At 65.9% G+C, this 24,416-nt stretch carries 21 protein-coding genes; 13 read left to right on the top strand and 8 right to left on the bottom strand.

The features are described from left to right. Positions 1–27 precede the first annotated feature (27 nt). On the bottom strand, positions 28–978 hold the full coding sequence (locus EYW47_RS24545) for a LysR family transcriptional regulator (RefSeq protein WP_133197444.1): 951 nt from the start codon (positions 976–978) through the stop codon (positions 28–30). 166 nt (positions 979–1,144) lie between these two features. Here EYW47_RS24545 and EYW47_RS24540 point away from each other — a divergent pair, with 166 nt between their 5' ends. The 3 genes from EYW47_RS24540 to EYW47_RS24530 all read left to right on the top strand — a co-directional run bounded on the left by EYW47_RS24540 (position 1,145) and on the right by EYW47_RS24530 (position 4,936). Continuing rightward, complete coding sequence (locus EYW47_RS24540) at positions 1,145–2,464, top strand: MFS transporter (RefSeq protein ID WP_133197443.1); 1,320 nt, start codon at positions 1,145–1,147, stop codon at positions 2,462–2,464. Between the two features lie 82 nt (positions 2,465–2,546). After that, a complete protein-coding gene (locus EYW47_RS24535) occupies positions 2,547–3,812 on the top strand; it encodes a Zn-dependent hydrolase (RefSeq protein ID WP_133197442.1) in 1,266 nt (421 codons plus the stop codon). A gap of 95 nt (positions 3,813–3,907) precedes the next feature. Further along, complete coding sequence (locus EYW47_RS24530; RefSeq protein WP_133197441.1) at positions 3,908–4,936, top strand: histone deacetylase family protein; 1,029 nt, start codon at positions 3,908–3,910, stop codon at positions 4,934–4,936. 75 nt (positions 4,937–5,011) lie between these two features. Here EYW47_RS24530 and EYW47_RS24525 read toward each other — a convergent pair whose 3' ends face one another. The 5 genes from EYW47_RS24525 to EYW47_RS24505 form a co-directional block, all read right to left on the bottom strand. Next, positions 5,012–7,372, bottom strand: coding sequence for a bifunctional diguanylate cyclase/phosphodiesterase (locus tag EYW47_RS24525; protein WP_133197440.1), 2,361 nt, complete (start codon positions 7,370–7,372; stop codon positions 5,012–5,014). A gap of 336 nt (positions 7,373–7,708) precedes the next feature. Continuing rightward, positions 7,709–8,686, bottom strand: coding sequence for a PhzF family phenazine biosynthesis protein (locus tag EYW47_RS24520; RefSeq protein WP_133197439.1), 978 nt, complete (start codon positions 8,684–8,686; stop codon positions 7,709–7,711). Between the two features lie 216 nt (positions 8,687–8,902). Further along, positions 8,903–9,367: a RidA family protein gene (locus tag EYW47_RS24515; protein WP_028219359.1), complete on the bottom strand. Its 465-nt coding sequence runs from the start codon at positions 9,365–9,367 to the stop codon at positions 8,903–8,905. 49 nt (positions 9,368–9,416) lie between these two features. After that, positions 9,417–10,616: an aminotransferase-like domain-containing protein gene (locus EYW47_RS24510; protein WP_133197438.1), complete on the bottom strand. Its 1,200-nt coding sequence runs from the start codon at positions 10,614–10,616 to the stop codon at positions 9,417–9,419. A gap of 209 nt (positions 10,617–10,825) precedes the next feature. After that, positions 10,826–11,515 carry a VOC family protein gene (locus EYW47_RS24505; RefSeq protein ID WP_133197437.1) on the bottom strand — a complete coding sequence of 230 codons (690 nt, stop codon included), beginning with the start codon at positions 11,513–11,515 and terminating at the stop codon, positions 10,826–10,828. A 223-nt stretch (positions 11,516–11,738) separates the two neighbouring features. Between EYW47_RS24505 and EYW47_RS24500 the strand changes: the two genes are divergently transcribed. The 6 genes from EYW47_RS24500 (at position 11,739) to EYW47_RS24475 (ending at position 18,495) form a co-directional block, all read left to right on the top strand. After that, positions 11,739–13,217, top strand: a complete 1,479-nt coding sequence (locus EYW47_RS24500; RefSeq protein ID WP_133197436.1) for an aminotransferase-like domain-containing protein — start codon at positions 11,739–11,741, stop codon at positions 13,215–13,217. A 197-nt stretch (positions 13,218–13,414) separates the two neighbouring features. Further along, the gene (gene htpG / locus EYW47_RS24495; RefSeq protein ID WP_133197435.1) at positions 13,415–15,328 is read left to right on the top strand and encodes a molecular chaperone HtpG; all 1,914 of its coding nucleotides are present in this window, start codon (positions 13,415–13,417) and stop codon (positions 15,326–15,328) included. 133 nt (positions 15,329–15,461) lie between these two features. Beyond that, positions 15,462–16,229, top strand: a complete 768-nt coding sequence (locus EYW47_RS24490) for a hypothetical protein (RefSeq protein ID WP_133197434.1) — start codon at positions 15,462–15,464, stop codon at positions 16,227–16,229. An 81-nt stretch (positions 16,230–16,310) separates the two neighbouring features. Further along, on the top strand, positions 16,311–17,135 hold the full coding sequence (locus tag EYW47_RS24485) for a hypothetical protein (protein WP_133197433.1): 825 nt from the start codon (positions 16,311–16,313) through the stop codon (positions 17,133–17,135). A gap of 131 nt (positions 17,136–17,266) precedes the next feature. Next, positions 17,267–17,923, top strand: coding sequence for a chorismate--pyruvate lyase family protein (locus EYW47_RS24480; RefSeq protein ID WP_133197432.1), 657 nt, complete (start codon positions 17,267–17,269; stop codon positions 17,921–17,923). 32 nt (positions 17,924–17,955) lie between these two features. Further along, positions 17,956–18,495, top strand: a complete 540-nt coding sequence (locus EYW47_RS24475; RefSeq protein WP_133197431.1) for a DNA-deoxyinosine glycosylase — start codon at positions 17,956–17,958, stop codon at positions 18,493–18,495. 30 nt (positions 18,496–18,525) lie between these two features. Here EYW47_RS24475 and EYW47_RS24470 read toward each other — a convergent pair whose 3' ends face one another. Then, the gene (locus EYW47_RS24470; RefSeq protein WP_133197430.1) at positions 18,526–18,927 is read right to left on the bottom strand and encodes a hypothetical protein; all 402 of its coding nucleotides are present in this window, start codon (positions 18,925–18,927) and stop codon (positions 18,526–18,528) included. 304 nt (positions 18,928–19,231) lie between these two features. Here EYW47_RS24470 and EYW47_RS24465 point away from each other — a divergent pair, with 304 nt between their 5' ends. The 4 genes from EYW47_RS24465 to EYW47_RS24450 all read left to right on the top strand — a co-directional run bounded on the left by EYW47_RS24465 (position 19,232) and on the right by EYW47_RS24450 (position 23,782). Next, positions 19,232–20,158, top strand: coding sequence for a class I SAM-dependent methyltransferase (locus EYW47_RS24465; RefSeq protein WP_133197429.1), 927 nt, complete (start codon positions 19,232–19,234; stop codon positions 20,156–20,158). Between the two features lie 340 nt (positions 20,159–20,498). After that, positions 20,499–20,741 carry a DUF3311 domain-containing protein gene (locus EYW47_RS24460; protein WP_133197428.1) on the top strand — a complete coding sequence of 81 codons (243 nt, stop codon included), beginning with the start codon at positions 20,499–20,501 and terminating at the stop codon, positions 20,739–20,741. Then, on the top strand, positions 20,738–22,288 hold the full coding sequence (gene mctP / locus EYW47_RS24455; RefSeq protein WP_133197427.1) for a monocarboxylate uptake permease MctP: 1,551 nt from the start codon (positions 20,738–20,740) through the stop codon (positions 22,286–22,288). Before EYW47_RS24460 ends, mctP begins: the two co-directional genes overlap by 4 nt. Positions 22,289–22,483: 195 nt before the next feature. Next, positions 22,484–23,782, top strand: a complete 1,299-nt coding sequence (locus tag EYW47_RS24450) for an FUSC family protein (RefSeq protein WP_133197426.1) — start codon at positions 22,484–22,486, stop codon at positions 23,780–23,782. A gap of 30 nt (positions 23,783–23,812) precedes the next feature. On the opposite strand, the gene EYW47_RS24445 is transcribed toward EYW47_RS24450, so the two are convergent. After that, positions 23,813–24,244, bottom strand: coding sequence for a VOC family protein (locus EYW47_RS24445; RefSeq protein ID WP_133197425.1), 432 nt, complete (start codon positions 24,242–24,244; stop codon positions 23,813–23,815). Positions 24,245–24,416: the final 172 nt, after the last annotated feature.

Here is a 24,416-nt window from a genome sequence, read left to right as displayed (position 1 = left end):
GCTTCTATCGAGCGCTCGCGGCGCGCGCTATAGCCGTTCCGCGAGCGCATGGCGCTGCATGCAGCGCTCCATCGCGTCGAAGAACGCTTCTTCGGCCGCATTCCTCTTGCGCTCTCGATGCCACAGCAGGTGGATGTCGACGTCCATGAGACCTTCCTCGGGCGGCAAGCGCCACAGGCGCTGCCGCGCCTGATCGTCCTTCACCATGTGCTCGGGCAGGCAGCCAATGCCGTAGCCCGCGAAGATGAGCCGCCGCACCTCGTCGAGGCTCGGCGACGACGCCACGATTCTCCCCGTAAAGCCGCGCTGATCGCGAAACACCGTGAGCGGCGACAGGCTGTCGCCAATCTGGTCGCTCGTGAACGACACGAAATTTTCCGCGAGCAGGTCTTCCATCATCAGTTGCGAGAGACCGAATAGCCGGTGGTGCCGGCCGCAGAACATCGCGTAGCGCTGGCGCAGGAAGCAGCGCATCTCGAGCTTCTCGACCGGCGTGCGGCACAGGCCCAGGCCCGCGGTCGCGGTCTTCTGCAACAGCGACGAAATGATGTCCGAGGAGCGCATGACTTCGATCTGCAGATCGATGCGCGGATACGCCGAGTGGAATTCGGCGAGGAACTCGTCGTAGACGCGCGATTCGATCCGGCTCACCGTGAGCAGCCGGATCGAGCCGGTGATGTCGGTGGTGCGCTCGTCGAGCCCGGTTTCGAGCTGCGAAATGGTGCCGTAAATGTCGCTCGCGATGCGATAGACCTCTTCGCCGGCTTGGGTCGGCACGAAATGCGTGCCGCGCCGCTCGATGAGCTTGCGCCCGAGCGCGTCTTCGAGCCGCTTGAGCGCCTGGCTCACGGCGGGCTGCGTTACGTAGAGGCGCGCGGCGGCGCGGCTCAGGCTGCGCTCCTGCATGATCGCGAGATAGGTGCGCAGCAGGTTCCAGTCGAGCCGGTCGTTGAGAAAGCGGGTGATGTCGGCGCGCATGGGCAGTCTCCTCGCTGGTTTTCGGCTTGATCATTAGCCAGATTTATGTGCCGAATAATAACTCGAAATTTGACTAATGTTTTCTGGCCGGCGATAAAGCTTTCATGCGTATTGCAAGTCCTGCGACAAGCCGCACGCACGACGAAAGCACAAGGAGACACCCCCCATGACCACCCCGCAAACTTCCGCCCGACAACCGGTGCGTGCCGCCACAGCGGCGTTCATTGGCACCATGATCGAGTGGTACGACTTCTACATCTACGCCACGGCCGCCGCGCTGGTGTTCGGCGAGCTCTATTTCCCGTCCGAGGACCGCTTCGTGAGCACGATGGCGTCGTTCGCCACGTTTGCCGTCGGCTTCTTCGCGCGGCCTCTCGGCGGCCTGATCTTCGGCCATCTCGGCGACCGCATCGGCCGCAAGAAGGCGCTCATGACCACGCTCATGATGATGGGCGTCGCCACCGTCTGCGTGGGCCTGCTGCCGTCGTATTCGAAGGTCGGCATGCTCGCGCCGGTGCTGCTCGTGCTGCTGCGCATCGTGCAGGGCGTGGCCGTGGGCGGCGAGTGGGGCGGCGCGGTGCTGATGGCGGCCGAGCATGCGCCCGCCGGCCGCCGCACCTTCTTCGCCTCGTTTGCGCAGCTCGGCTCTCCGGCGGGCTTGATCCTCTCGCTGCTGGCGTTCCGCTCGGTCACCTCGCTCGACAAGGCCGACTTCCTTTCGTGGGGCTGGCGCCTGCCGTTCCTCATCTCGGCGGTGCTGCTCGTGGTGGGCATCATGATCCGTCTTGGCGTGAACGAGTCGCCCGAGTTCGAGAAGCTCAAGGACCAGCGCCGCACCGTGAAGCTGCCGGTCGCGGAAGTGTTCCAGTCCGCATGGGGGCTCGTGCTGCTGTGCATCGGCGCAAACACCATCGGCATCGCGGGCGTGTACTTCACCAACACCTTCATGATCGCGTACACGACGCAGTACGTTGGCATCACGCGCTCGCTCATCCTCGACTGCCTGTTCGCGGTGGCGATCATCCAGTTCCTCGCGCAGCCCATCGCCGCGTGGCTCGCCGAGCGCATGGGCGGCGCGCGCTTCCTGAAGTGCGCGGCCCTCGCGGCGATGCTCTCGCCGTACCCGATGTTCGTGCTCGTGCAGAGCGGCAAGGTCGTGCCGATGGTGATCGGCATCGCCATCGCCGTGGTCTGCATGGCGAGCTTCTATTCCGTGATCGCGGGCTTCGTCTCGGGGGTGTTCCCCACGCGCGTGCGCTACTCGGCCATTTCGCTCTCCTATCAGGTGTGCGGCGCGGTGGCCGGCGGTCTCACGCCGCTCGTCGGCACCTGGCTCGCGCATCGCTATGCGGGCCAATGGTGGCCGCTCGCGGTGTTCTATACCTGCCTCGCGGGTGTGTCGCTGGTGTGCATCGTCGCGCTCGACGCGCGCCGCGCGGCGCATGCGCACGACGAGGCGGCCGCAGAGGCGCTCAGTTCACATTGAATTCACATTGAGTTCGCACTGATTTCGCATTGATGCATCAGTACAGCTATCAACAAAAAATCGACCGGAGATGGGTTTAACAATGAAAGACCTCTTGCATATCGATGGCCCGCGTCTGTGGGCGAGCCTCACTGAAATGGCGCGCATCGGCGCGACGGCGGGCGGCGGCGTGCGCCGTCTCGCGCTCACCGAAGAAGACCGGCGCGGCCGCGAGCTGTTTGCGCACTGGTGCCGTGAGGCGGGCATGACGGTGTGGACCGATCAGGTGGGCAACCTGTTCGCGCGGCGCGAAGGCGCCGATGCGCAGGCCGCGCCCGTGCTGATGGGCAGCCATCTCGATACGCAGCCCGAGGGCGGGCGCTTCGACGGCGTCTACGGCGTGCTGGCCGGGCTCGAGGTGGTGCGCGCGCTCAACGACGCCGGTGCCGTGACCGAAAAGCCCATCGAGATCTGCTCGTGGACCAACGAGGAAGGCGCGCGCTTCACGCCTGCGATGCTCGGCTCGGCGGTGTTCCAGGGCGCAATGACGCTCGAAGACGCGCTCGCGCGCCGCGACGCCGATGGCGTGACGCTCGGCGAGGCGCTCGACGCGTGCGGCGCGCGCGGCACGCGGCCCGTGCAGGGCGTGGCCGTCGATGCCTACTTCGAGGCGCATATCGAGCAGGGCCCGATCCTGGAGGCGAACGGCACGACCATCGGCGTGGTGACGGGCGGCCAGGCGATCCGCTGGTTCGACGTGACGGTGTCGGGCGTGGCCGCGCACGCGGGCACGACGCCGATGCGCTATCGCAAGGACGCCTGGTTCGGTGCGGCGCACATGGCGATGGAAATCGAGCGCGTGATGGCGCGCCATGCGCCGCTCGGTCTCGTGACGATCGGGCAGGTGCAGATTGCGAATTCGTCGCGCAACACGATCGCGGCCAACGTGACGTTCACGGTCGATCTGCGCCATCACGACGATGCCCAGATCGACGCGATGGAGCAGGACCTGCGTGCGGTCTGCGCGGCTGTGGGCGGCACGCGCGGGCTTGGCGTGGAGATCGCGCATTGCTGGACGTCTCCCGCCACGCCGTTCGATCCGGCTTGCGTCGCGCTCGTGGCCGAAGCGGTCGAGTGCCTCGGCTATTCGAACGAGCGCATCGTGAGCGGCGCGGGTCACGACGCGATCCACCTCGCGCGCTATTGCCCGACGGCGATGGTCTTCATCCCCTGCGTGGACGGCCTTTCGCACAACGAAGCCGAAGACGCGCTGCCCGAGGACGTCACGGCGGGCACGAACGTGTTGCTCAACGCGGTCGCTGCGCGCGCCGGCGTGCGCGTGCGTGCGGCGCAAGCCGTGTCTGCATGAAACTGCATGAGGCATGCTGCACCGGAGCGCGATTTATCGCGCACACCCGGCGCGCGCACCCGGTTGCATGGGCCAAACCTGAAGGAACTCTGAGCATGAAGACCTGGTTTCATCCCGAACAGCTGCTGCATCATCCCCGCAGCTATCTCTCGCGCGGCCAGATGCGCGCGCCGCAGGAAGTGCCGGAGCGCGCCGCGCGTCTGGTCGCCGCCACGCGCGCGCTCGGCTTCGAGGTGAGCGAGCCCGCCGACTTCGGCACCGCGCCGATTGCCGCCGTGCACGACATGAACTATCTGCGCTTCCTCGAAGAAGCGCACGCCGAGTGGAAGCGCATGCCCGAAGACTGGGGCGACGAAGTCATGTCGAACATCTACGTGCGCGAGCCGAATCCGCTGCGCGGCGTGCTCGCCCAGGCGGCGCGCTATCTCGCCGACGGCAGTTGCCCGGTGGGCGCGAACACCTGGCGCGCGGCGTACTGGTCGGCGCAGAGCGCGCTGGCGGCGGCCGCGTGCGTCAACGAGGGTGCGCGCGAGAGCTACGCGCTGAGCCGTCCGCCTGGCCACCATGCGCGTGCGGACGCGGCGGGCGGCTTCTGCTACCTGAACAACGCGGCCATCGCGGCGCAGTCGCTCAGGCAGCGCTTTGGGCGCGTGGCGATTCTCGACACCGACATGCACCACGGCCAGGGCGTGCAGGAGATCTTCTACGGCCGTGACGACGTGCTCTACGTTTCGATCCACGGCGACCCGACCAACTTCTATCCGGTGGTCGCGGGCTACGAGGACGAGCGCGGCGCGGGCGCGGGCATGGGCTTCAACGTCAACCTGCCGATGCCGCATGGCGCATCGGAAGACGCGTTCTTCGAGCGCGTGGACGCGGCGCTGCGCGTGCTCAGGCGCTTCCAGCCCGACGCGCTCGTGCTGGCGCTCGGCTTCGACATCTACAAGGACGATCCGCAGTCGAAGGTGGCGGTGAGCACCGAGGGCTTCGGCCGGCTCGGCCAGGCGATCGGCGCATTGGGCTTGCCATCGGTGATCGTGCAGGAAGGCGGCTACCACCTCGAAAGCCTCGAGGACAACGCACGGGCGTTCTTCGGCGGTTTTACCGGTGCCCGCGCACGCTAGCGAAGTGCGGGTAGAGCGGCGCAGGAAGGAAGTGGGGGACGGTGCCGCAGAAAGGAAGCGGGAGAGGGCGCCGCTTTAGCGCGGCTGCGAAGCGTCGCTCACGCGTTCGTTGCGCGCATCGTGCGCGTCTGACTGCGAGGCGCCGCACACCCCGAAACGCTCGATGAGCGCAGGCACGCCTTCCACCGGCACGGGGCGCGAGAACAGGAAGCCCTGCGCCTCGATCGGGCCGAGCGCCGAGAGCCACGCGATCTGCTCCTCGGTCTCGGTGCCTTCCACGACCACGGTGAGGCCGAGCGAGCGCGCCAGATTGACGATGGCCGAGACCATCACGCAGACGCTGCGGTCGGCCGGGATCGCCTGCACGAACGAGCGGTCGACCTTGAGCGTGTCGACTGCGAAGCGGTTCAGGTAGGAAAGCGACGAATAGCCGGTGCCGAAGTCGTCGAGCGCGACGCGCACGCCAAGGCGCTTCAACGCGAAGATCTTCTCGGAGACGAGCTCGGGGTACTCCATCATCGCCGTCTCGGTGATTTCGAGCTCGAGCTTGTGCGCGGCGATGCCGGTCTCCTCGATCGCGTGCGCGACCGTTTCATAGAGGTCGCCACGCCAGAACTGCACCGCCGAGATGTTGATGGCGAGCGAGAACGTTTCATAGCCTTGCTGCTGCCATTGCGCGAGCTGTGCGCACGCGGTGCGGATCACGAAGTCGCCCACGGGCACGATGAGGCCCGTCGATTCGGCTACCGGAATGAATTCGCTGGCGGGAATGAGCCCGTATTGCGGATGGTTCCAGCGCACCAGCGCCTCGAAGCCGGTGATGCAGCGGCGGCGCAAATCGATCTTCGGCTGGTAGGCGAGGAACAGCTGCCCTTCGCCGAGCGCGATGCGCAACTGCTGCTCCCACTTCATCAGGTGATCGGCGCGGTGCGCGAGCTGCGGCGAGTAAAAGCGGAAGCAGTTGCGGCCGGCTTCCTTGGCGGCGTACATCGCGAGGTCGGCCTTCTTGAGCAGGTCGATCTCGCTCTCGTGCGCCACGGCAAAGAGCGCGATGCCCGTGCTCGCATGCAGCACGAAGGCGCTGCCGCGCACGTCGAACGGATGCGTGAACGCGGCGTTGGTCACTTCGGCGAGCGCGCTCGCGCGTTTCTCGATCTCGTCGCCCTTGACGATCACCACGAACTCGTCGCCGCCGATGCGCGCGAGCGTGCCGGCGCCGCCCACGGCGTCGGCGAGGCGTGCGGCGCTCATCTGCAGCACGATGTCGCCCGCGTTGTGGCCGAGCGTGTCGTTGACCGTCTTGAAGTTGTCGAGGTCGATGAAGAGAATCGCGAGGCGCCCGAGATTGCCCGGTTGCGTGACTTCGTGGCGCAGCCGTTGCAGCGTGGCGTAGCGGTTGGGCAGGCCCGTGAGCAGGTCGTACTGCACGAGTTGCGACATCTCGCGCTCGCGCCCGAGCAGCTTGCCGATCAACCCCGTGGCCACGGCGAAGAACGACAGCATGGCGAGCGAGATGAAGGTCGCCATCATCAGGTAGACGTTGCGCGTGTGGTTGTAGTCCGCAAACTGCTCGGCTTGCGAGAGGCCAACCAGCACCGCGAGCGGATAGCCGTCGATATGGCGGTACGAGACGATGCGCGTGACGTGGTCGATCGGATCGACGTAAGTGCCCGAGACGTGCTCGGCAATCGGGTAGACGCCGCTCGCCGAGAACGCGCCGCTCGCGCGCTCCGCGTTGCCGGTGCGGCGCGCAAGCACGGCGCCGGTGTCCGAGATCACGGCGATCACGCCGTCGCGGCCGATGGCGGCGTTGTTGTAGAAGTCGCTCGTGAAGTAGCTCGGGTCTTCGGAGACCACCACCACGCCCGCGAACGAGCCGTCCGCATGATTGAGGCGGCGCGTCATCTGCAAGGTCCAGTGGCCCGAGATGCGGCCGAGCACCGGCTTGCTGATGAAGAGCTGGTCGTCGTTCTCGTGCTCGTGCACCTTGAAGTGCTCGCGGTCCGAGAGGTCGATCGGCTTGGGATGGGGATCGGCTGTGTTGGCGACGAGCTTGCCGTGCTCGTCGATGATCGATACCTGCACGAGCGAGTCGCTCTGCACGACGCCTTTCTCGACCGTGGCGATGAGATTGAAATGGTCGGGAGACTTTTCGAACTCGTACTTCACGAAGCGCGTGATCTGGTCGACCTGGTGGATCGCCTTCACCGTGTGCTGCTCGAGCGCCGCCGAGAGGATGGCCGCGGAGGCCGTGGCCTCGCGCTGGGTGGCTTCCTTCTCGACCGCGAGGCGCGTGAAGATCACGGCCCACAGCAAGATCAGCACCAGCACGCCGAGCAGCGGAATGGCGAGCAGCGTGCGCGGGCGCGTGTAGGCCGGCCCGGGCGCACCGCGCAGGCCGACGTCGCGCGTGAAGGGGCGCCAGTTCTCGTTCATCTCACCCGCCGCACGCGCGCACCGTCGCGCCGCTGATGCGGCGGCCGGGACGACGACAAAGCGCTCGGTTGGATCGGCGGCATCGAATGCGGTATGGCTGAGGAAGTAGCGCGAAGTGCGCGAACACGGAACATCGGACGCTTCCTTGCGTCCGATGTTTGGATCTTAATGGTTGGGCAATGAATAAGGAAGCCATCGGTCCCCGGGTATACGCCAGTCGTGGGTAAACGGGGACGCTCACGTGATCTGCGGCGCATAGACACGAGGCTGCGCATAGTGTGCCCGAGCTTGATGCAGTCCGAGCCTACGCAGAATGCATGCCTGCAAATGTGCCGCTCATTCGAGCTCGATCGTGCCGTCGACGACCGTGAGCGATGTGCCGCCGATCCAGATCTTGCCCGCTGCATCGTCGTAGTCCACGAGGACACGGCCGTCGCGCCCCATCGTGGTGCCCTGGCGCACCGTATAGCGGCTGCCGGGGCGGCGGTTTTGCTGCGCGAGCAACATGGCAATGGCGGCATTGGCACTGCCGGTCACTGGGTCTTCGCCAATGCCCAGGCCTGTCATGAGGCAGCGCACCTCGAAGGTGGCCGGGCCGTTGGCGTCATGCGCGCCGTAGGCCGCGAGACCTTGCGCGCCCACACTCGCGGCGATGCTCGCGAGCGCGTCATAGTCGATGTCGAGTGCGAGCACCGCCTGCGCGGAAGACAGGCGCACGACGAGCCACGGCGCGCCGTTGTCGACGCCGCACGGCGCTGCACTGAAATCGATCGCGTCCGAGCGCAGGGCGGCGCGCAGCGCGTCGTATTGCGACTCGGGCAGCGGCGTCATCTTCGCGGGCGGCGCGGCAAACGCCCAGGTGTCCATGGTGTCGCCGGCGCGCTCATCGGAGTGCGGTCCGGCGGAGTGCCGCCCGACGGAGTGCCGCCCAGCGGAGCGCCGCCCGACGGAGTGCCGCTCAGCGGAGTGCCGCCCGGCCAGCTCGACGAGACCCGCGCCGCATTCCTGCACGAGGTGGCCCGGTGTCTTCGGCTGGCGGCCGCTGTCGAGGAACGCATGCGCCGTGCCAAGCGTCGGGTGGCCCGCGAAGGGCAATTCGCCTTGCGTCGTGAAGATGCGCACGCGATAGTCGGCGCGTGTGTCGGTGGGGGCGAGCAGGAAGGCGGTTTCGGAAAGATTGGTCCAGCGCGCGATGGCTTGCATCTGTGCTGGATCGAGCCCGTCGGCGTCGAATACGACGGCGAGCGGATTGCCTTTGAAGGGACGCGACGTGAACACGTCGACCTGTTTGAAGCGGACGCTGCGTAGGGTCATGGCGCGAGAAAGAGGCGTGAGACGGAGAGAAGCGGCTCGCGCGCCGTGCTGCACCGCGCGCTCGCCGCGATGGTGGCGCACACACCGGGCGGCGTGTGCGCTGGAGGGGGGCTGTGCAGGAGCGGGCCGGCCTGGCCGATCCTGCCCCGACCAGGCTGGCCGGAGCGCGCCTGACCTGGCCAAGCTGGCCGGACCGCTCCGCTTTGCAGGGAGCGCTTACTCGACTTCGGCGATCAGCTCGATCTCGACGCACGCGCCGAGCGGAATCTGCGCGACGCCGAACGCCGAACGCGCGTGCTTGCCTTTCTCGCCGAACACGTCGGCGATCAGCTCGGAGGCGCCGTTCGTGACGATGTGCTGCTCGGTGAAGGTGAGCGTCGAGTTCACGAGGCTCATCAGCTTGACGATGCGCTTGACCTTGTTGAGGTCGCCCGTGTGGGCGTGCAGCGTCGCGATGAGGTCGATCGCGATCGAGTGCGCCGCGGCCTTGCCTTCCTCGGTCGTGAGCGACTCGCCCAGCTTGCCGGCCCACACCTTGCCGTCCTTCTTCGCAATGTGGCCCGAGAGGTACACGGTGTTGCCGCTCTGCGCGCTCATCACGTAGGCGGCCGCGGGTGCGCCGGCCTGGGGCAGTTCGATGCCGAGCTGTTCGAGACGGTCGTAGACGTTGATATCAGCCATGATCAGGAGTCCTTTTACGGTTGGGGTTATCGGTTCACGTGCACGCGCATCAGATGCGCGCGCGGATCAGTTTCGCGAGCTTCGCCACGCCTTCTTCGATCTTCGCGGGCGGCACCGTCACGAACGACAGGCGCAGCTTGTTGTGCTGCGGCTCGCCTGCGAAGAACGGTGCGCCCGGCACGAAGGCCACATTTTGCGCGATGGCGTCTTCGAGCAGCTTCATGGTGTCGATGCCCTCGGGCAGCGTGACCCACATGAACATGCCGCCTTCCGGACGGCTCCAGCTCACGCCTTCGGGCATGTTTTGCGCGAGCGCGTCGAGCATCGCTGCGCATTGGTCGCGGTAGAGCGCGCGCACCTTCGGGATATGGGTGTCGAGAAAGCCGTCCTTCACGACTTCGTGGACGATGCGCTGCGTGAAGCTCGGCGTGTGCAGGTCGGTGGCTTGCTTCGCCTGCACCAGTTTGAAGTGCAATTCCTCGGGCGCGATGATGTAGCCCACGCGCAGGCCCGGCGCCAGCACCTTCGAGAACGAGCCCAGATGCACGACGTGCTCGGGCGCCATCGAGAGCAGCGTGGGCAGCGGCTTGCCCGCGTAGTCGAGCGCGCCGTAGGGATCGTCCTCGATGACCGGGAAGCTCGCGCGCTGCGCGAACTGTGCGAGCGCCTCGCGGCGTTCGAGCGGCAGGCGGCGGCCCGTCGGGTTCTGGAAGTTCGGGATCGCGTAGAGCAGGCGCGCGCCGGCGGTGAGCTCGGGCGTGAGACCTTCGGGCACGAGACCCTGCTCGTCGGTGGGCACCTGCACATAGCGCGGCTCGTAGAGCGAGAACGACTGCAGCGCGCCGAGATAGGTAGGCGTTTCGACCAGCACCGGGCTGCCCGGCGAGACCAGCACCTTGCCGAGCAGGTCGAGCGCCTGTTGCGAGCCCGTGGTGATGAGCACCTGCGACGGACGGATCTTCGCGCCGCCCACCGAGTAGCGCTCGGCGACCCATTCGCGCAGCGGCAGATAGCCTTCCGTCGCGCTGTACTGGAGTGCGCCCGTCGGGTTATCGCGCAGGATGCGGTCGGAGGCCGCGCGCATTTCCTCGGCCGGGAAAGTGGCCGGAGCGGGCAGGCCGCCGGCGAACGAAATGACCTCGGGCCGCTCGGTGACCTTCAGGATTTCGCGAATCGCCGAGCTGGTCAGCTTGATCGCACGCTCGGACAGTTGCCACGCGGGGGCAGCCTTGAGATCGCTTTGGTCCATGGGGTCTCCTTGTTGAGGTCGGGCGGGTTGGCCTGGATGGGCCTGGGTGGGCCCGGATGAGCCCGGACTGAGGCGGTGCGCACGCGCATGGAGCCGGGCGCCCGGGCCGCCGAAAGCTTTTGATTATGACGCGAATCCCGCTCAGTCGGCGCGCGCGGGCGCGCTTGCCGTGCGGATCGGGTTCTTCGTCGCTGATGAGGCTCGATTGCTCAGCGCAGGGGTGCGCCAAGCGTGCGCAGCCCCGACGGCGTTTCGAATTGCGCGACGAGCGCCGCCGTATCGGCTTCTTCCACCGTGATCAGCGACGCCGCGCCGAGCCAGTTCAACTGCTCGCGCACGGTTTGCGTCTGCGGATGGAAGCCCGTGAGCGACCTGAGCACGATGCCGCTGTCGCCGAGCGTCTGCGACGGATGACGCGACGTGTCCCACTGGATCAGCGAGGGCAGGATGCCGTCGCCCGCGCCCTGCCAGGACGGGAACGCGCCGTCGAGCGGCACGGTGAGCTGCCAGCTCAGATCGCCGCGTGTCATCGGCACGAGATCGGGGATGCGCTGCGGGTACTGGCCGCGCCAGCGTTCGAGACTTTTGGGCGGCCCGACGCGCGCGACCCAGTGCGAGAGGTATGGCCCCGTTTCGAGGCGCGCCTGCACAGCGGGATCGTCCAGCGCGAACAGGCGCGAGCGGCCGGCGGCGTGCGGGCTCGCGGCGGGGTCGATTGCGATCACCTCCAGGTAGACGCCGCCCCACAGCCCGAGCAGGCGGTTGTGGGTGCGCATGAGCGGATGCGCGCCGCCGCCCGCGGGCGCCACGCCCAGCGTATCGGCGACGTACTGCACGCCTTCGTCCAGCGTGCGGGCGGAAACGACAAGATGATCGAGACTGAGCGGCGTGGCGGTCATAAGAGAATCGTCTGGAAAACGAGCCGAACCGAAGCACGTGGGCCATGCGGAACACTTCGAGCGCAATCGGCCGCGAGGTCCGGGAAGGACCGCAAGCCTGGCGCACGCGCGTCGGCGGGATTGCCGGCACCTTACCGGCCTGTACGCAAAGAAATGTACCGGTATGGTGGCGGACAGTAACGGTACAATCGCTCCGATAGTGTTCGGTACAGTTGGAGCCGCCATGTCGTCCGTACCCCTTGACCAGATTCCGGCGCCGCACGACGCGGCCACGACCACGCTCGTCGACCAGCTGGTCCAGTGGGGCCGCCGCCGCATCGAAGAGCGCGTGTTCCGCCCCGGCATGCGCATGCCGTCCATCCGCAAGCTCGCGCTCGACAAGGGCGTCTCGCGCTTCACGGTGGTGGAGGCCTACGAGCGCCTCGTTGCGCAGGGCTACCTCGATTCGCGGCGCGGCTCGGGCTTCTACGTGCGCGAGCGGCTCGCGGTCGTGGCGCCGCACGAGCGCCGTCCCGCCGCGCCCGGCCCCGATGCAAACGGGGCGGCCGAGCCCGCGCCACCGCCCACCCTCGACGTGGTCTGGCTGCTGCGCAACATGCTCCATTCGTCGACGCATCCGGAAAAGGGGCCGGGGCTCGGCTACCTGCCCGCGCGCTGGCTCGACGGCGAGCTGCTGGCGGGCGCCATGCGTTCGCTCGGCCGCCAGAGCGGCGCGCAGCTGCTCGGCTTTGGCTCGCCGCAGGGCTTCCTGCCGCTGCGCCAGCAGTTGCAGACGCGCCTCGCCGAGTTCGAAATCGGTGCGACGCCCGACCAGGTCGTGCTCGTTTCGGGCGTCACCCAGGCCATCGACCTGCTCGCGCGCCTGTACGTGCAGCCCGGCGACACCGTCGTGGTGGGCGACCCCGCGTGGTTCCAGATGTTCGGCCGCTTCGCCTCGCAGGGCGCGCGCCTCGTGGGCATGCCGTACACGCCCGACGGGCCGGACCTCGACGCGCTCGAGGCGCTTGTAGAGACCTGGCGGCCGAAGCTGCTCGTCATCAACTCGGTGCTGCAGAATCCCACCGGCACCTCGCTCACGGCGGCGCAGGCGTTTCGCATCCTGCGCCTCGCGGAGCAGTACGACTTCCTCGTCGTCGAGGACGATATCTACGGCGACCTGTGCCCCGCGGGCTATCCGGCCACGCGCCTCGCGAGCCTCGACCAGTTGCGCCGCGTGATCTATCTCGGCAGCTTTTCGAAGACGCTCGCGCCCAATCTGCGCGTGGGCTTCATCGCCAGTGCGCTCGACGTGGCGCAGGCGGTCGCGGACCAGAAAATGCTGGTCGGCATGACGAGTCCCGAGCTCAACGAGCGAGTGCTTTTTCGCGTGCTCACCGAAGGCCACTACCGGCGCCACGTGGAGCGCCTGCGCGCGCGGCTGGACGCCGTGCGCGACAAGGCCGCGCGCATGCTGGAGCGCGCGGGATGCAGGCTCTTCATCGCGCCGGGCGCGGGCATGTTCCTGTGGGCCGACACTGGCGTGGACGCCGACGCCCTTACCGCCGCCGGCCACGAGGCGGGCTTCCTGCTCACGCCGGGGAGCCTGTTCTCGCCGCACCAGTCGCCGACCACGTGGATGCGCTTTAACATCGCGAATTGCGGCGATCCGGCGCTGCCGACGTTCCTCGCCGGCTATCTGGACGGCGTGGCGCGGCGCGCCTGATTCCGCGCCGTTGAGTCTGGCGCTCTTTAGCCCGGCACCATAGCCCGGCACTTGTTGCCCGGTACGCTTTGGCCCGGCGCTCTTGAAGCCGGCGCTCTTGAAACTGGTGCGGCGCGTCCCCACATGCGCGCTCAACGCGCCGCAGCACTGCGCACGCGGCCAACCCTACTGACTGCAACGAACGAGGACCCCCGACCATGGCACAAGAAACCATGAGCTTCCAGGCGGAAGTGAAACAGCTTCTGCACCTGATGATCCATTCGCTATACAGCAACAAGGAAATCTTCCTGCGCGAGCTGGTCTCGAACGCGTCGGACGCCGCCGACAAGCTGCGCTTCGAGGCGCTCGCGAACGGCGCGCTCTACGAAAACGATCCGAACCTGCGCATCCGCGTGGGCTTCGACAAGGCTGCGCGCACCGTCACCATCGACGACAACGGCATCGGCATGAGCCACGACGAAGCCGTGTCCAATCTCGGCACGATCGCGCGCTCGGGCACCAAGGAATTCTTCGGCAAGCTCTCGGGCGACCAGCAAAAGGATGCGGCGCTCATCGGCCAGTTCGGCGTGGGCTTCTACTCGGGCTTCATCGTCGCGGACAAGATCACCGTCGAAAGCCGCCGCGCGGGCCTGCCGGCCGCCGAAGGCGTGCGCTGGACGAGCGCGGGCGAGGGCGAATTCTCGGTCGAGGCGATCGAGCGCCCCCAGCGCGGCACGACCATCACGCTGCACCTGCGTGAAGACGAAGACGAATTGCTTTCCGCGTGGAAGCTGAAGTCGATCATCCAGAAGTACTCGGATCACGTCGGTCTGCCCATCGAGATGAAGAAGGAAGAATGGGATGCCGAAAAGAGCGAGATGGTCACGAAGGACGAATACGAGACCATCAACCAGGCGAGCGCCCTGTGGACGCGCGCGAAGAACGACATCAGCGACGAGCAGTACCAGCAGTTCTATCAGCACCTCGCGCACGATCACCAGAATCCGCTCGCGTGGACGCATAACCGCGTCGAAGGCCGCAGCGAATACACGCAACTGCTCTACGTGCCGGCGCACGCGCCGTTCGACATGTGGAACCGCGACCACAAGAGCGGCCTGAAGCTCTATGTGAAGCGCGTCTTCATCATGGACGACGCCGAGCAACTGCTGCCGAACTACCTGCGCTTCGTGAAGGGCGTGGTCGACTCGGCGGATCTGCCGCTGAACGTCTCGCGCGAAATCCTGCAGGAAAGCCGTGACGTGAAGGCGATTCGCGACGGCGTGACCAAGCGCGTGCTTTCGATGCTCGAAGAGATGGCCGCGGCGCAGACCGACGCCGAAGCGAAGGACGAAGACAAGGCGAAGTTCGCGACCTTCTGGACCGAGTTCGGCCAGGTGCTCAAGGAAGGCGTGGGCGAAGACCACGCGAACAGCGAGCGCATCGCGAAGCTGCTGCGTTTTGCGTCGACGCATAACGACACGGCGGAGCAGACCGTCTCGCTCGCCGACTACGTCGCGCGCATGAAGCCCGAGCAGTCGAAGATTTACTACGTGACCGCCGATACCTGGCAGGCCGCGAAGAATAGTCCGCACCTCGAAGTGTTCCGCAAGAAGGGCGTGGAAGTGCTGCTGCTCACGGACCGCGTGGACGAGTGGATGCTCTCGTTCCTCAACGAATTCGACGGCAAGCCGCTCGCGAGCGTGGCGCGCGGCGACCTCGATCTCGGCGCGCTCAACGACGAGGAAAAGCAGCAGCAGGAGAAGGTGAGCGAAGAGCTCAAGCCGCTCGTGGAGCAGATGAAGGAAGCGCTCAAGGACAAGGCCAAGGACGTGCGTCTCACGTTCCGCCTGACCGATTCGCCGAGCTGCCTCGTGGCCGACGAAGGCGACATGAGCGGCTACCTGCAGCGCATGCTCAAGGCCGCGGGCCAGCAGGCGCCGCAGATGCAGCCGATTCTCGAAGTCAATCCCGAGCACCCGCTCGTGAAGGCGCTGCGCACGGATAGCGCGGACTTCGGCGACTGGTGCCATCTGCTGTTCGATCAGGCGCTGCTCGCCGAGGGCGGCGCGCTCGACGATCCGGCGAGCTTCGTGAAGCGGACCAACGCGCTGTTGCTTGCGCGGGCGGGTTGATGTTCGTACTTGAATGCCGCGCGCGTGGCTTACGCGGGCGGCATTTTTCGGAATTTTCTGGTTTTGTGCAGGGGTTCTGAGCGTTGAGGATGGATGCATCAGTGTACCGCGTGATGCATCCATGGACTGCGCAATGCTCCTGAACAAACTCAAACGTCCTTTGAAAAGCCTGCCGTCCTATGGCAGCCAGGACAGCCGCACTGGCTCCTGCCTCATTAATATCCGGCAAATGGCTTCGGCCGATGTCAGATACTGGAATCGCCATGTTCAGCCGTTGATCAAGGCGCTGTACGACGAGTGGCCGGCATCCGTTCCCGTCGATTGGCTTCATCCCGCCGGAATTGATCTCGGCGCCATTCGGGCCGACGTTGGCTGGGATTGGGAGCGAATTTTCCTGCTGGCCAAGTGTCACAACTATCTACGGCCGCTTTCAAGTGCGCGCGAGCAGGCTCATGCGTGGTGCCTCGAATTGTCCAGCACGAGCGGTGGAATCCCGATTGGCCTTCTGACAGCCGTGCCTGCCTATGGCTCGCCCGTGCAGGGAGATCGGTCGAAAATGGGGTTTGTCTGGTACCTCGCGGACGCCCCGGCGGAATTCTATGTCACCATGCGTTTAGACCCGGTCGCGGGTGTCGCCAGGGCGCTCATCGACACCGCCATTCAGATGCGCCTCGACCTCGACAACGACGCTTCGGTTTTTCTGCATGCGGATCCTAAAGGCGGACGCAAGTTGATCGAGTTTTATGGCGAGCGCTGCGGCATGACGCGTATCCGCAATCCGAAGCGCTACATATCGCCTTGCAGGCGCCCCATGCCTGGCGAGTACTTTTATATGGACGACCAGGCGGGTAGACGGTTCTGCGCCACCCACGATGATCGGCGCCTGGTTTGGGAGAGTTGAATGACTGGCAACGATCGAGAACGAGGAGTCGAGCGACACGATTTCGCAGCACCGCAGTTTTCCGTTGAGGAAACGCGAGCGTTGTTAGCATTTCTCGGCGTCGACGGCAACTTGTGCGATGACGCCAGCCGCACGCTCGCCATGGAGCGTCTCGCCGCGTTGCTGGAAGACGAAACGCAGACCGAGCGTCTTTTCTGCACGCTGAGATCAGCGGGGCCGTCGCTCGACGAGGGCGACGCGCGTAACGACAATTTCAAGCCGCTGCAAAGGTTTCACGCTTATCGCCACTCAGATCGCGAACTGCTCGATAACCCGGCCACAGTCGGGAAGGCGATGGGAGCGCAGGATACGCAATCGCGCCGCACGGGCATGCTCGAAGGTTCTGGCGGCGCGTATCTGGAAGGGCGGCTCCAACCGGCGAGTGGCGGCATGGTGCAAGCGCACGCGCCCCGCACGCTCGTTGAGGAAAGCGGCCTTCTCTCGTGCTCAGACGACGCACGCGAAGCGCGAATTCCGGATGTCCTGCTCCGCTGGCAAAAATTCGCCCTTGAGGTCGATCACGTCCTGAGAGCGCATCAGAGTCTCTGGGGGCGTCTTTCGGCATTCTTTCATCGTTCGAATTTGAGCAGCCGATGGGAGCAGACCGAACCCGACTGGCTCGATCTCTACTTGCAGGAGGGGCGGCGGCGCTGGCTTCTGCAAATTCATTTCGGCGGCGATAGTCACGTCGTGGTGGTGATCGTTTCCGGAAAGCCAGGCAAGCCGCTGCAGGTTCCGGCCAACGATCCACGCGAATTTTCGATGCGCTTGATCGATGCGTTCGATGGCGACGTCAACCCGGCGCGCTTTGCGCTCACGTCCGTCGAGCAAGCCATTGAAGCGTCGACCCGGGCTTCGCACCATTAGTGTGTTGGTGGAAGTCGCTGGCGTGGGATTCGCGGTATGGAACAGCGCTGAGATTGCCCGTTGAGCGCACCTGGAATGGGGGCGGCGAGTCTGCCGGCACGCCACCCTATGCGCGGCCTATAATGCGCGCCATGCCCATCCGATTCGATGCCGCCGACGCGCACTGGCGCGTCGCGCCCCTCGCGGCCTTCAGCGCCGATCAGAAAGACTGGCTCACGCGCGGCGGTTCGCTCACCGCGCATCTGCGCGCGCTCGGCCACGTTGTGGTGCGGGTGACGCGCGAAGCCGTCGACATGCCCTGGCCCGACGAATGCGCCGCGCTCGGCCTCGCACCGCGCGGACGGGCATGGGTGCGCGAGATCGTGCTCGAAGTCGATGGCGTGCCATTCGTGGCCGCGCACAGTGTGACGCCGCTCGTGGCGAGTCATGGTATCTGGCAGGCTATGCGCCGCTTGCGCACACGCCCGCTCGCGGAGTTGCTCTACACCGATAGCGGCGTCGCGCGCTCGGCGCTCGTGAGCCGGCGCGTGAGTGCGCGGCATCCGCTGCATGCGCTTGCCGCGCGCGAAACGCACGGGCACGTGCCGCATGGGTTCGTCGCGCGACGTTCCGTGTTCGAGCGCCACGGCGCGCCGCTGCTCGTGACCGAATGCATGCTGCCCGCGTTGTGGGCGCGCCTCGCACACGATGCGCAGCCTGCGTTACCCGCGCATTCGGCGCGCGAGCGCGGGCCGCTTGGCCATACGGCCTCGCGGGCCTCTCATCCGTCGCAACACGCGGCGCGTTGAGCACGGCCGCTCCACACAGCGAGCCTTCACCAATGAGCCTCAAGCGCTGCTTTGCACCCGTCGTCGATGCGCATACGCGCGTGCTGATTCTCGGCAGCTTGCCGGGCGAGGCGTCGCTCGCGCATCAGCAGTATTACGCGCACAAGCAGAACCGCTTCTGGCATCTGGTGGGCGAGGTGATAGGACGCGATCTGGTCGGTATGGACTATCTGAAGCGTCTCGAGACATTGCTCGAGCATCGCATCGGATTGTGGGACGTCGTGGCGCAAGCTCAGCGCATCGGGAGCCTGGATAGTCGCATTCGCAACCATGCGAGTAACGACCTTGTCGCGCTTATCGAAACATTGCCGAATCTCGTCGCAATCGCGTTCAATGGTGGAACGGCGGAGAAGATTGGAGTGCGGGCGCTGGGGGAGAAGGCTGATCGGTATCGGCTCATCCGGTTGCCGTCGAGCAGCCCAGCTTACGCGTCTGTTCCCTACGCTCAGAAATTAGCGGTCTGGCGTACGCTGCGCAGTTGTCTCGAAGGGCATGACTCGCCCTTCTTGCGCTCAGACGGGAGCACTCGGTAGTTGAAGAGCGCAAGCCTCGTCGTGAGACGTTCAGATCTTCGACACGTAACCTGCTTTTCCATGTGCCGTGGAGAGGAGCGCCAATACGCCGGATTTAAACTGCTCTTCGGTCAAGCTGTTCTCACTCAGGATCTGCCGTACGTGCTCAGCAGTGGAGCCACGCGCAATCATGCAGGCAGTAGTGCCGCCAACAAATCCGGCCAGAGCGCCTACTAGATAGCCTGGAACCGATCCTACCAATGGCACGGTGATTGAGCCGACTCCCGCCAGTGCGATGCCGCCAGTGCCGGCCAGTGGAATACCTGCGGTCTGCGCACAGCGTTTGGCCAGTTTCATCAATGTTTCGGCTTCGGAGTCTCCTATGCCGAAATAGTCCATGGCCAGCGCGCGCGTATCTTCCGCAGCCTGATCGACAGGATCGCCATTGCTCATTCTTTTTCCTCCGAAGAAATACAGCCGGCGTATTGCCTGCCGGCGCGATTCCTTCAAACACTATAGGCGTTCCTGAACATCAGGGGCCGAGCAAATTCGCGCAATGCCGTCACCGCTCGACGTGGAGATGGCAGCTTGCACGGACGGTCACTGTCGGCCAAACGCTGTCCAATACGCCGCGAATGCTATGCTCTCGGTCGCCCGCGTAGTTGCGTTTGACGTTGCGTTTGAATTCGCAAGCGATTTTGCACCGGAAAAACGCAGCGGATTTCGCATCTGCTCCTTACAAGCAAGACATCTTCACATGACGAATCTCATCAAGCGCGCTTCGGCTGAAGCGCGCGCATTCAGCAAGACCCGCAGCAAGACCGCCAATGCAGCGAAGGCCCGCAAGGCCGCCTCCGAGCAGGCCGACGCCGGGCTCGACAACGCACCGGTCATCGAAGCGCCGCGCAAGCCGCGCTTTGCGCCCGTGACGTTCTCGGAAGAGGGCGGCGTGCGCTATCTGCACTTCGGCACCGAGTGGGTTCAGGGCGCAATGCGTCTGTCCAAGCCGCAGCACATCGAGCTCGAGTACGCCCAGCAGATGATGGCCTGGCTGCTGTTCCTCGCCACGCCCGCGCGCATCGTGCAACTGGGTCTGGGCTCCGCTGCGCTGACCAAGTTCGCGCATCGCTATCTGCGTCCCGCGAAGGTCGAGGCGATCGAGCTGAACCCGGCGGTCGTGGTGGCCGCGCGCACGATGTTCGAGATGCCGCAAGACGACGCGCGCCTCGCCGTGCGCGAGCTCGACGCGTGGGACTTCGTGCACGACCGCGCGAACCACGGCACGATCGGCGCGCTGCAAATCGATATCTACGACGCGACCGCGCGCGGTCCGGTGCTCGACAGCGTGGCGTTCTATCGCGCGGCGCGCGCGTGCCTCGCCGATGCGGGCGTCGCCACTATCAACCTGTTCGGCGACCACCCGAGCTACGTGCGCAACATGAAGCGCCTGAAGGAAGCGTTCGACGGCCGAGTGATCGCGCTGCCCGAAGTGCACGACGGCAACCGCGTCGCGCTGGCGTTCTCGGGCCCGGCGCTCGAGGTGAGCTGGGCAGCGCTCGACAAGCGCGCGCGCCTGCTGGAAAGCAAGCTCGGCTTGCCGGCGCACCAGTGGGTGAAGTCGCTGCGCGAGGCCGACGCCGAAAACCGCAAGAGCGGCACGAACGGCGAAGCGTTCGCTATCTGACGCCAGCGACGCAAGACGCTGCGCATGACGGTGCGCCGGCGGATGCCGGATGCGCAAGGAAAGACCGGCCACATGACCGATGGGGCCGGTCTTTTTTTCGCCCCGCACAACCACCTTTCTAATGGCTGACAATTTCAGGTCAAACGCGGTACCAGTTGTGTCTTGACAACGTGGTCTAAATTGGGGTCCGCCCTTCTTGACCCGCCGCCGCGGCCTCGCTACTCTTTTCTGCGCTTTCGGGGACCTTGCGAGGCACGATCTCGCGGGCCAAGAACCGGCCCATATCGGGCGGTGGACCGCACCCAAACCCCCATAACTACATAAGTAACGAGGAGACGTCATGGCTCACGACGCCGACGCCGGGAAAGCCAGCAAGCACTGGCTCTGGTTGTTGCTCTTGCCCTGGATCGCCATGATCTGGGTGCCGTCGTACAACAAGGTCGAGCCCACGCTGTGGGACTTCCCCTATTTCTACTGGTATCAGTTGCTCTGGGTGCTGATCAGCGCCGTCATCACCGCGCTCGTCTATTTCAAGACCAAGGACGGTTCGAAGGGCGCCGGCAAGGCAGGGGGGGCGCAATGAACGTCATCGCAACCTTCGTCTTCGTCCTGTTGTTCATCGGTGTCACGATTGTCGGCTTCCTCGCTGCGCACTGGCGCAAGGGCGACCTCGCCCATCTCGACGAGTGGGGTCTCGGCGGCCGGCGCTTCGGCACCATCGTCACGTGGTTCCTGCTCGGCGGCGACCTCTATACGGCCTACACCTTCGTGGCGGTGCCGGCGCTCGTGTTCGGTGCGGGCGCAACGGGCTTCTTCGCGCTGCCCTATACGATCCTGATCTATCCGTTCGCGTTCGTGGTGTTCCCGAAGCTTTGGGCCATCGCCAAGCGTCACAGCTACGTCACCTCGGCCGACTTCGTGAGCGCGCGCTACGGCAGCCGCATGCTCGCGCTCGCCATCGCGGTCACCGGCATCGTCGCGACCATGCCGTACATCGCGCTGCAGCTGGTGGGTATCGAAGTGGTGATCGGCGCGCTCGGCTTCGACACGACGGGCTTCGTCGGCGACCTGCCGCTCATCATCGCGTTCGCGATTCTCGCAGCCTACACGTACACCTCGGGCCTGCGCGCGCCGGCCATGATCGCCGTGGTGAAGGACGTGCTCATCTACATCACGATCATCGTGGCGATTATCGTGATTCCCGCGCAAATGGGCGGCTTCGGTCACATCTTCAGCGCGGTGCCGCCGGCCAAGCTGCTGCTCAAGGCCCCGGATGCTTCGAGCCTGAACGGCTATAGCGCCTATGCGACCCTCGCGGTGGGCTCGGCGCTCGCGCTGTTCCTGTATCCGCACTCCGTCACGGCGATTCTCTCGTCCTCGTCGGGCAATGCCATCCGCCGCAACATGGCCATGCTGCCCGCGTACTCGCTCGTGCTCGGCCTGCTCGCGCTGCTCGGCTACATGGCGCTCGCCTCGGGCGTGAAGGACATGCCGCAGTACGCGCCGTACTTCAAGGCCTTCGGCCCGAACTTCGCGGTCCCGGCGCTGTTCCTGCAGTACTTCCCGTCGTGGTTCGTGGGCGTGGCGTTCGCGGCCATCGGCATCGGCGCGCTGGTGCCGGCGGCGATCATGTCGATCGCGGCCGCCAACCTCTACACGCGCAACATCCATAAGGAGTTCATCAACCGGAACATGAATCACGAGCAGGAGACCAATGTCGCCAAGCTGGTCTCGCTGATCGTGAAAGTGGGCGCGGTGGCGTTCATCCTGGGCCTGCCGCTCACCTATGCGATTCAGCTGCAGCTGCTCGGCGGCATCTGGATCATCCAGACGCTGCCCGCCATCGTGCTCGGCCTCTACACGCGCATGCTCGACTGGCGCGGCCTCCTGCTCGGTTGGGCGGCGGGCATCGCCACCGGCACGTGGATGGCCATCTCGCTGCACCTCAAGGGCTCGATCTTCGTCGTGCATCTGTTCGGCATGGATGTGCCGGGCTACGCGGCGGTGTGGTCGCTGGTCGTGAACCTCGTGGTGGCGGTGGTGGTCTCGGTGCTCGTGCATCTGGTCGGCATGCAAAAGGGCGAGGACCGCACGCGCCCCGAGGACTATCTCGACCCGATCGAGAGCTGATCCGGCGCGCGCCAGGGCTTGGGCCCCCGCGCGCGCAACCCGCTTCATGCGCAATGCCCGCAACGTCATGGTTGCGGGCATTTGTTTTTCTGGTGCACGATGCTTGCAGGGACGAACCTCCTGGGCGGCGCCGTTCCCGGCTCTGCGCCGATCTTTCGCCCACTTGCATCACGTCCAGCAGGCTTCGAGCGCGCCATGGCTTCGTCCGACCACGACCCCGACACCGCATCCTCCGCCGCCACTGACGATGCGTCGCGCCAGGGCACGAGCGCCGCCGGCCGCCGCAAGCCCGTGCGCCGCAAGCCCGTACGCCGGCGCTCACGCGTGGCGCGCGTCTGGCGCGCGCTCACCTCGCCGTTCTATCGCTACCGCAATGCCGGGATCATTCACGGCGTGCGCGTCGGGCTCGCAATGCTCGTGTCGATTTTCGCCACAACGGGCATCGACATCCCGCACGGCATCTGGGCGTCGGTCACGCTGCTCGTGGTGATCGGCGGGCTCCAGCATCATGGCAACATCCGCAAGAAGGCCGCCGAACGGGCGCTCGGCACCGTGCTCGGCGCTCTGATCGGCTTGACGCTGATCGTCGTGCAGGCGGTGACGGGCTTCACCTGGCTCACGTATTCGCTCATGGCCATCGTCGCGGCCGTGTGCAGCTATTACGCGATCGGCAAGGCGGGCTACGTGCCGCTGCTCACAGCCATCACGATGTGCATCGTCGCGGGCCACGGCGACAACCACATCGACACGGGCCTGTGGCGCACGCTCAATGTGATGATCGGCATCGTGATCGCGCTGGCGTTCTCGTTCGCGCTGCCGCTGCACGCCACCTATTCGTGGCGCTACCGGCTTGCCGACAATTTGCGCGAGATTGCGCGTGTCTATGCACAGGTGGTGAGCGGAGCGCACGTGGACACCGACGCGCAGGTGGAGACCTTCCGGCGCCTGAATGGGCGGCTCGTGCAGCTGCGCGCCCTGATGCCTTCGGTCGCGAAAGAGATCGACGTGCCGCTCACGCGGCTCGAGCAGGTGCAGCGCCTGCACCGCTCGCTGCTGAGCTCGCTGGAGATGATGTCGACGGGCCTCGGAAACTACGAGCAGCGGCTCGTGCGGGTGGCCTTCGCTGGGCGCAGCGCGTGCGTGCGCGAAGCGCTGCTGGCGACGGCCCGGGCGCTGCGTTTTGGCGGCACGCGGCATCCGGAGGCGGCCGCGCGTGCGTTGCGTGCGGGCGCGCTCGAGGCCGCGTCGGGTGGCATGGGTGGCCAGGTTGGGTCAGGCGGCGGCGTGCCGGGCGCGGTCCCGGAAAGAGTGCCAGCGGGGCTGCCAGGTGTTGCGCCACTGGAGCAGGGTGCCGCGCCGCTCGCGCCGGAGATGCAGGGGCCTTACTGGCTCGAACAGCGCTTCGAGGAGCAGGTGGGGCAACTGCGTGCCTTGCTCCTCGAAACCGAGCCGAGATGGAACATCGAACGCGCGCATATGCACCGCATGGTGTGAGGCGCGCGTCCGCAAACGTGATGGCGCCGCTCAGGCAGCGGGGCTTTCGAGCGGAGGCGCGCTGACCATCCACGGCACGCCGAACTTGTCGGTCAGCATGCCGAAGCCGGGCGACCAGAAGGTCTTCTGGAACGGCATCGTCACCTGGCCGCCCTTGGCGAGCGCGTCGAAATAGCGCTGCGCTGTGGCGGCGTCGGGTCCGGTGAGCGAGACACCGAAGCCGGCGAACTTGTCGTTCTGCGTCATGCACCCGCCGTCGGACATCAGGAGCTGGGCGTCGCCGACCTGGATCGTTGCGTGCATGATTTTTTCGGCGAATTCGGGCGCCATCGGCTGCTCGGGGTTCGGTGGCGCGTCCTTGAAGCGCATCTTGATCAGCTCCTGCGCGCCGAGCGCCTCGCGATAGAACGCGATCGCCTCTTCGCAGTTGCCGTTGTAGAACAGATAGGGCTGGATTTGCATCGTCAATTTCCTTGCGCACTGGACGGGTTGGTTGACCGGCCCAATGAAGGAGCGCCGCGCGGCTTGGGTGACGCTGCGCGGCAGAGCGGGGCCGGGGTGGCGCGGCATGTTGCGCCGCTGCCCTGATTCTAGGCGCTCCGGATGGCCGCATGCACTTTTTGGGGGCATGTGT

The sequence above is a fragment of the Paraburkholderia silviterrae genome, assembly GCF_004353915.1.
Lineage (GTDB): Bacteria > Pseudomonadota > Gammaproteobacteria > Burkholderiales > Burkholderiaceae > Paraburkholderia > Paraburkholderia silviterrae.
This window is presented reverse-complemented; position numbering and strand designations above follow the sequence as displayed.

Excerpts from the sequence above, each read along its gene's own strand:
- EYW47_RS24545 (WP_133197444.1), bottom strand. The coding sequence starts at position 978 with ATGCGCGCCGACATCACCCGCTTTCTCAACGACCGGCTCGACTGGAAC.
- EYW47_RS24540 (WP_133197443.1), top strand. The coding sequence starts at position 1,145 with ATGACCACCCCGCAAACTTCCGCCCGACAACCGGTGCGTGCCGCCACA.
- EYW47_RS24535 (WP_133197442.1), top strand. The coding sequence starts at position 2,547 with ATGAAAGACCTCTTGCATATCGATGGCCCGCGTCTGTGGGCGAGCCTC.
- EYW47_RS24530 (WP_133197441.1), top strand. The coding sequence starts at position 3,908 with ATGAAGACCTGGTTTCATCCCGAACAGCTGCTGCATCATCCCCGCAGC.
- EYW47_RS24525 (WP_133197440.1), bottom strand. The coding sequence starts at position 7,372 with ATGAACGAGAACTGGCGCCCCTTCACGCGCGACGTCGGCCTGCGCGGT.
- EYW47_RS24520 (WP_133197439.1), bottom strand. The coding sequence starts at position 8,686 with ATGACCCTACGCAGCGTCCGCTTCAAACAGGTCGACGTGTTCACGTCG.
- EYW47_RS24515 (WP_028219359.1), bottom strand. The coding sequence starts at position 9,367 with ATGGCTGATATCAACGTCTACGACCGTCTCGAACAGCTCGGCATCGAA.
- EYW47_RS24510 (WP_133197438.1), bottom strand. The coding sequence starts at position 10,616 with ATGGACCAAAGCGATCTCAAGGCTGCCCCCGCGTGGCAACTGTCCGAG.
- EYW47_RS24505 (WP_133197437.1), bottom strand. The coding sequence starts at position 11,515 with ATGACCGCCACGCCGCTCAGTCTCGATCATCTTGTCGTTTCCGCCCGC.
- EYW47_RS24500 (WP_133197436.1), top strand. The coding sequence starts at position 11,739 with ATGTCGTCCGTACCCCTTGACCAGATTCCGGCGCCGCACGACGCGGCC.
- htpG (WP_133197435.1), top strand. The coding sequence starts at position 13,415 with ATGGCACAAGAAACCATGAGCTTCCAGGCGGAAGTGAAACAGCTTCTG.
- EYW47_RS24490 (WP_133197434.1), top strand. The coding sequence starts at position 15,462 with ATGCTCCTGAACAAACTCAAACGTCCTTTGAAAAGCCTGCCGTCCTAT.
- EYW47_RS24480 (WP_133197432.1), top strand. The coding sequence starts at position 17,267 with ATGCCCATCCGATTCGATGCCGCCGACGCGCACTGGCGCGTCGCGCCC.
- EYW47_RS24475 (WP_133197431.1), top strand. The coding sequence starts at position 17,956 with ATGAGCCTCAAGCGCTGCTTTGCACCCGTCGTCGATGCGCATACGCGC.
- EYW47_RS24470 (WP_133197430.1), bottom strand. The coding sequence starts at position 18,927 with ATGAGCAATGGCGATCCTGTCGATCAGGCTGCGGAAGATACGCGCGCG.
- EYW47_RS24465 (WP_133197429.1), top strand. The coding sequence starts at position 19,232 with ATGACGAATCTCATCAAGCGCGCTTCGGCTGAAGCGCGCGCATTCAGC.
- EYW47_RS24460 (WP_133197428.1), top strand. The coding sequence starts at position 20,499 with ATGGCTCACGACGCCGACGCCGGGAAAGCCAGCAAGCACTGGCTCTGG.
- mctP (WP_133197427.1), top strand. The coding sequence starts at position 20,738 with ATGAACGTCATCGCAACCTTCGTCTTCGTCCTGTTGTTCATCGGTGTC.
- EYW47_RS24450 (WP_133197426.1), top strand. The coding sequence starts at position 22,484 with ATGGCTTCGTCCGACCACGACCCCGACACCGCATCCTCCGCCGCCACT.
- EYW47_RS24445 (WP_133197425.1), bottom strand. The coding sequence starts at position 24,244 with ATGCAAATCCAGCCCTATCTGTTCTACAACGGCAACTGCGAAGAGGCG.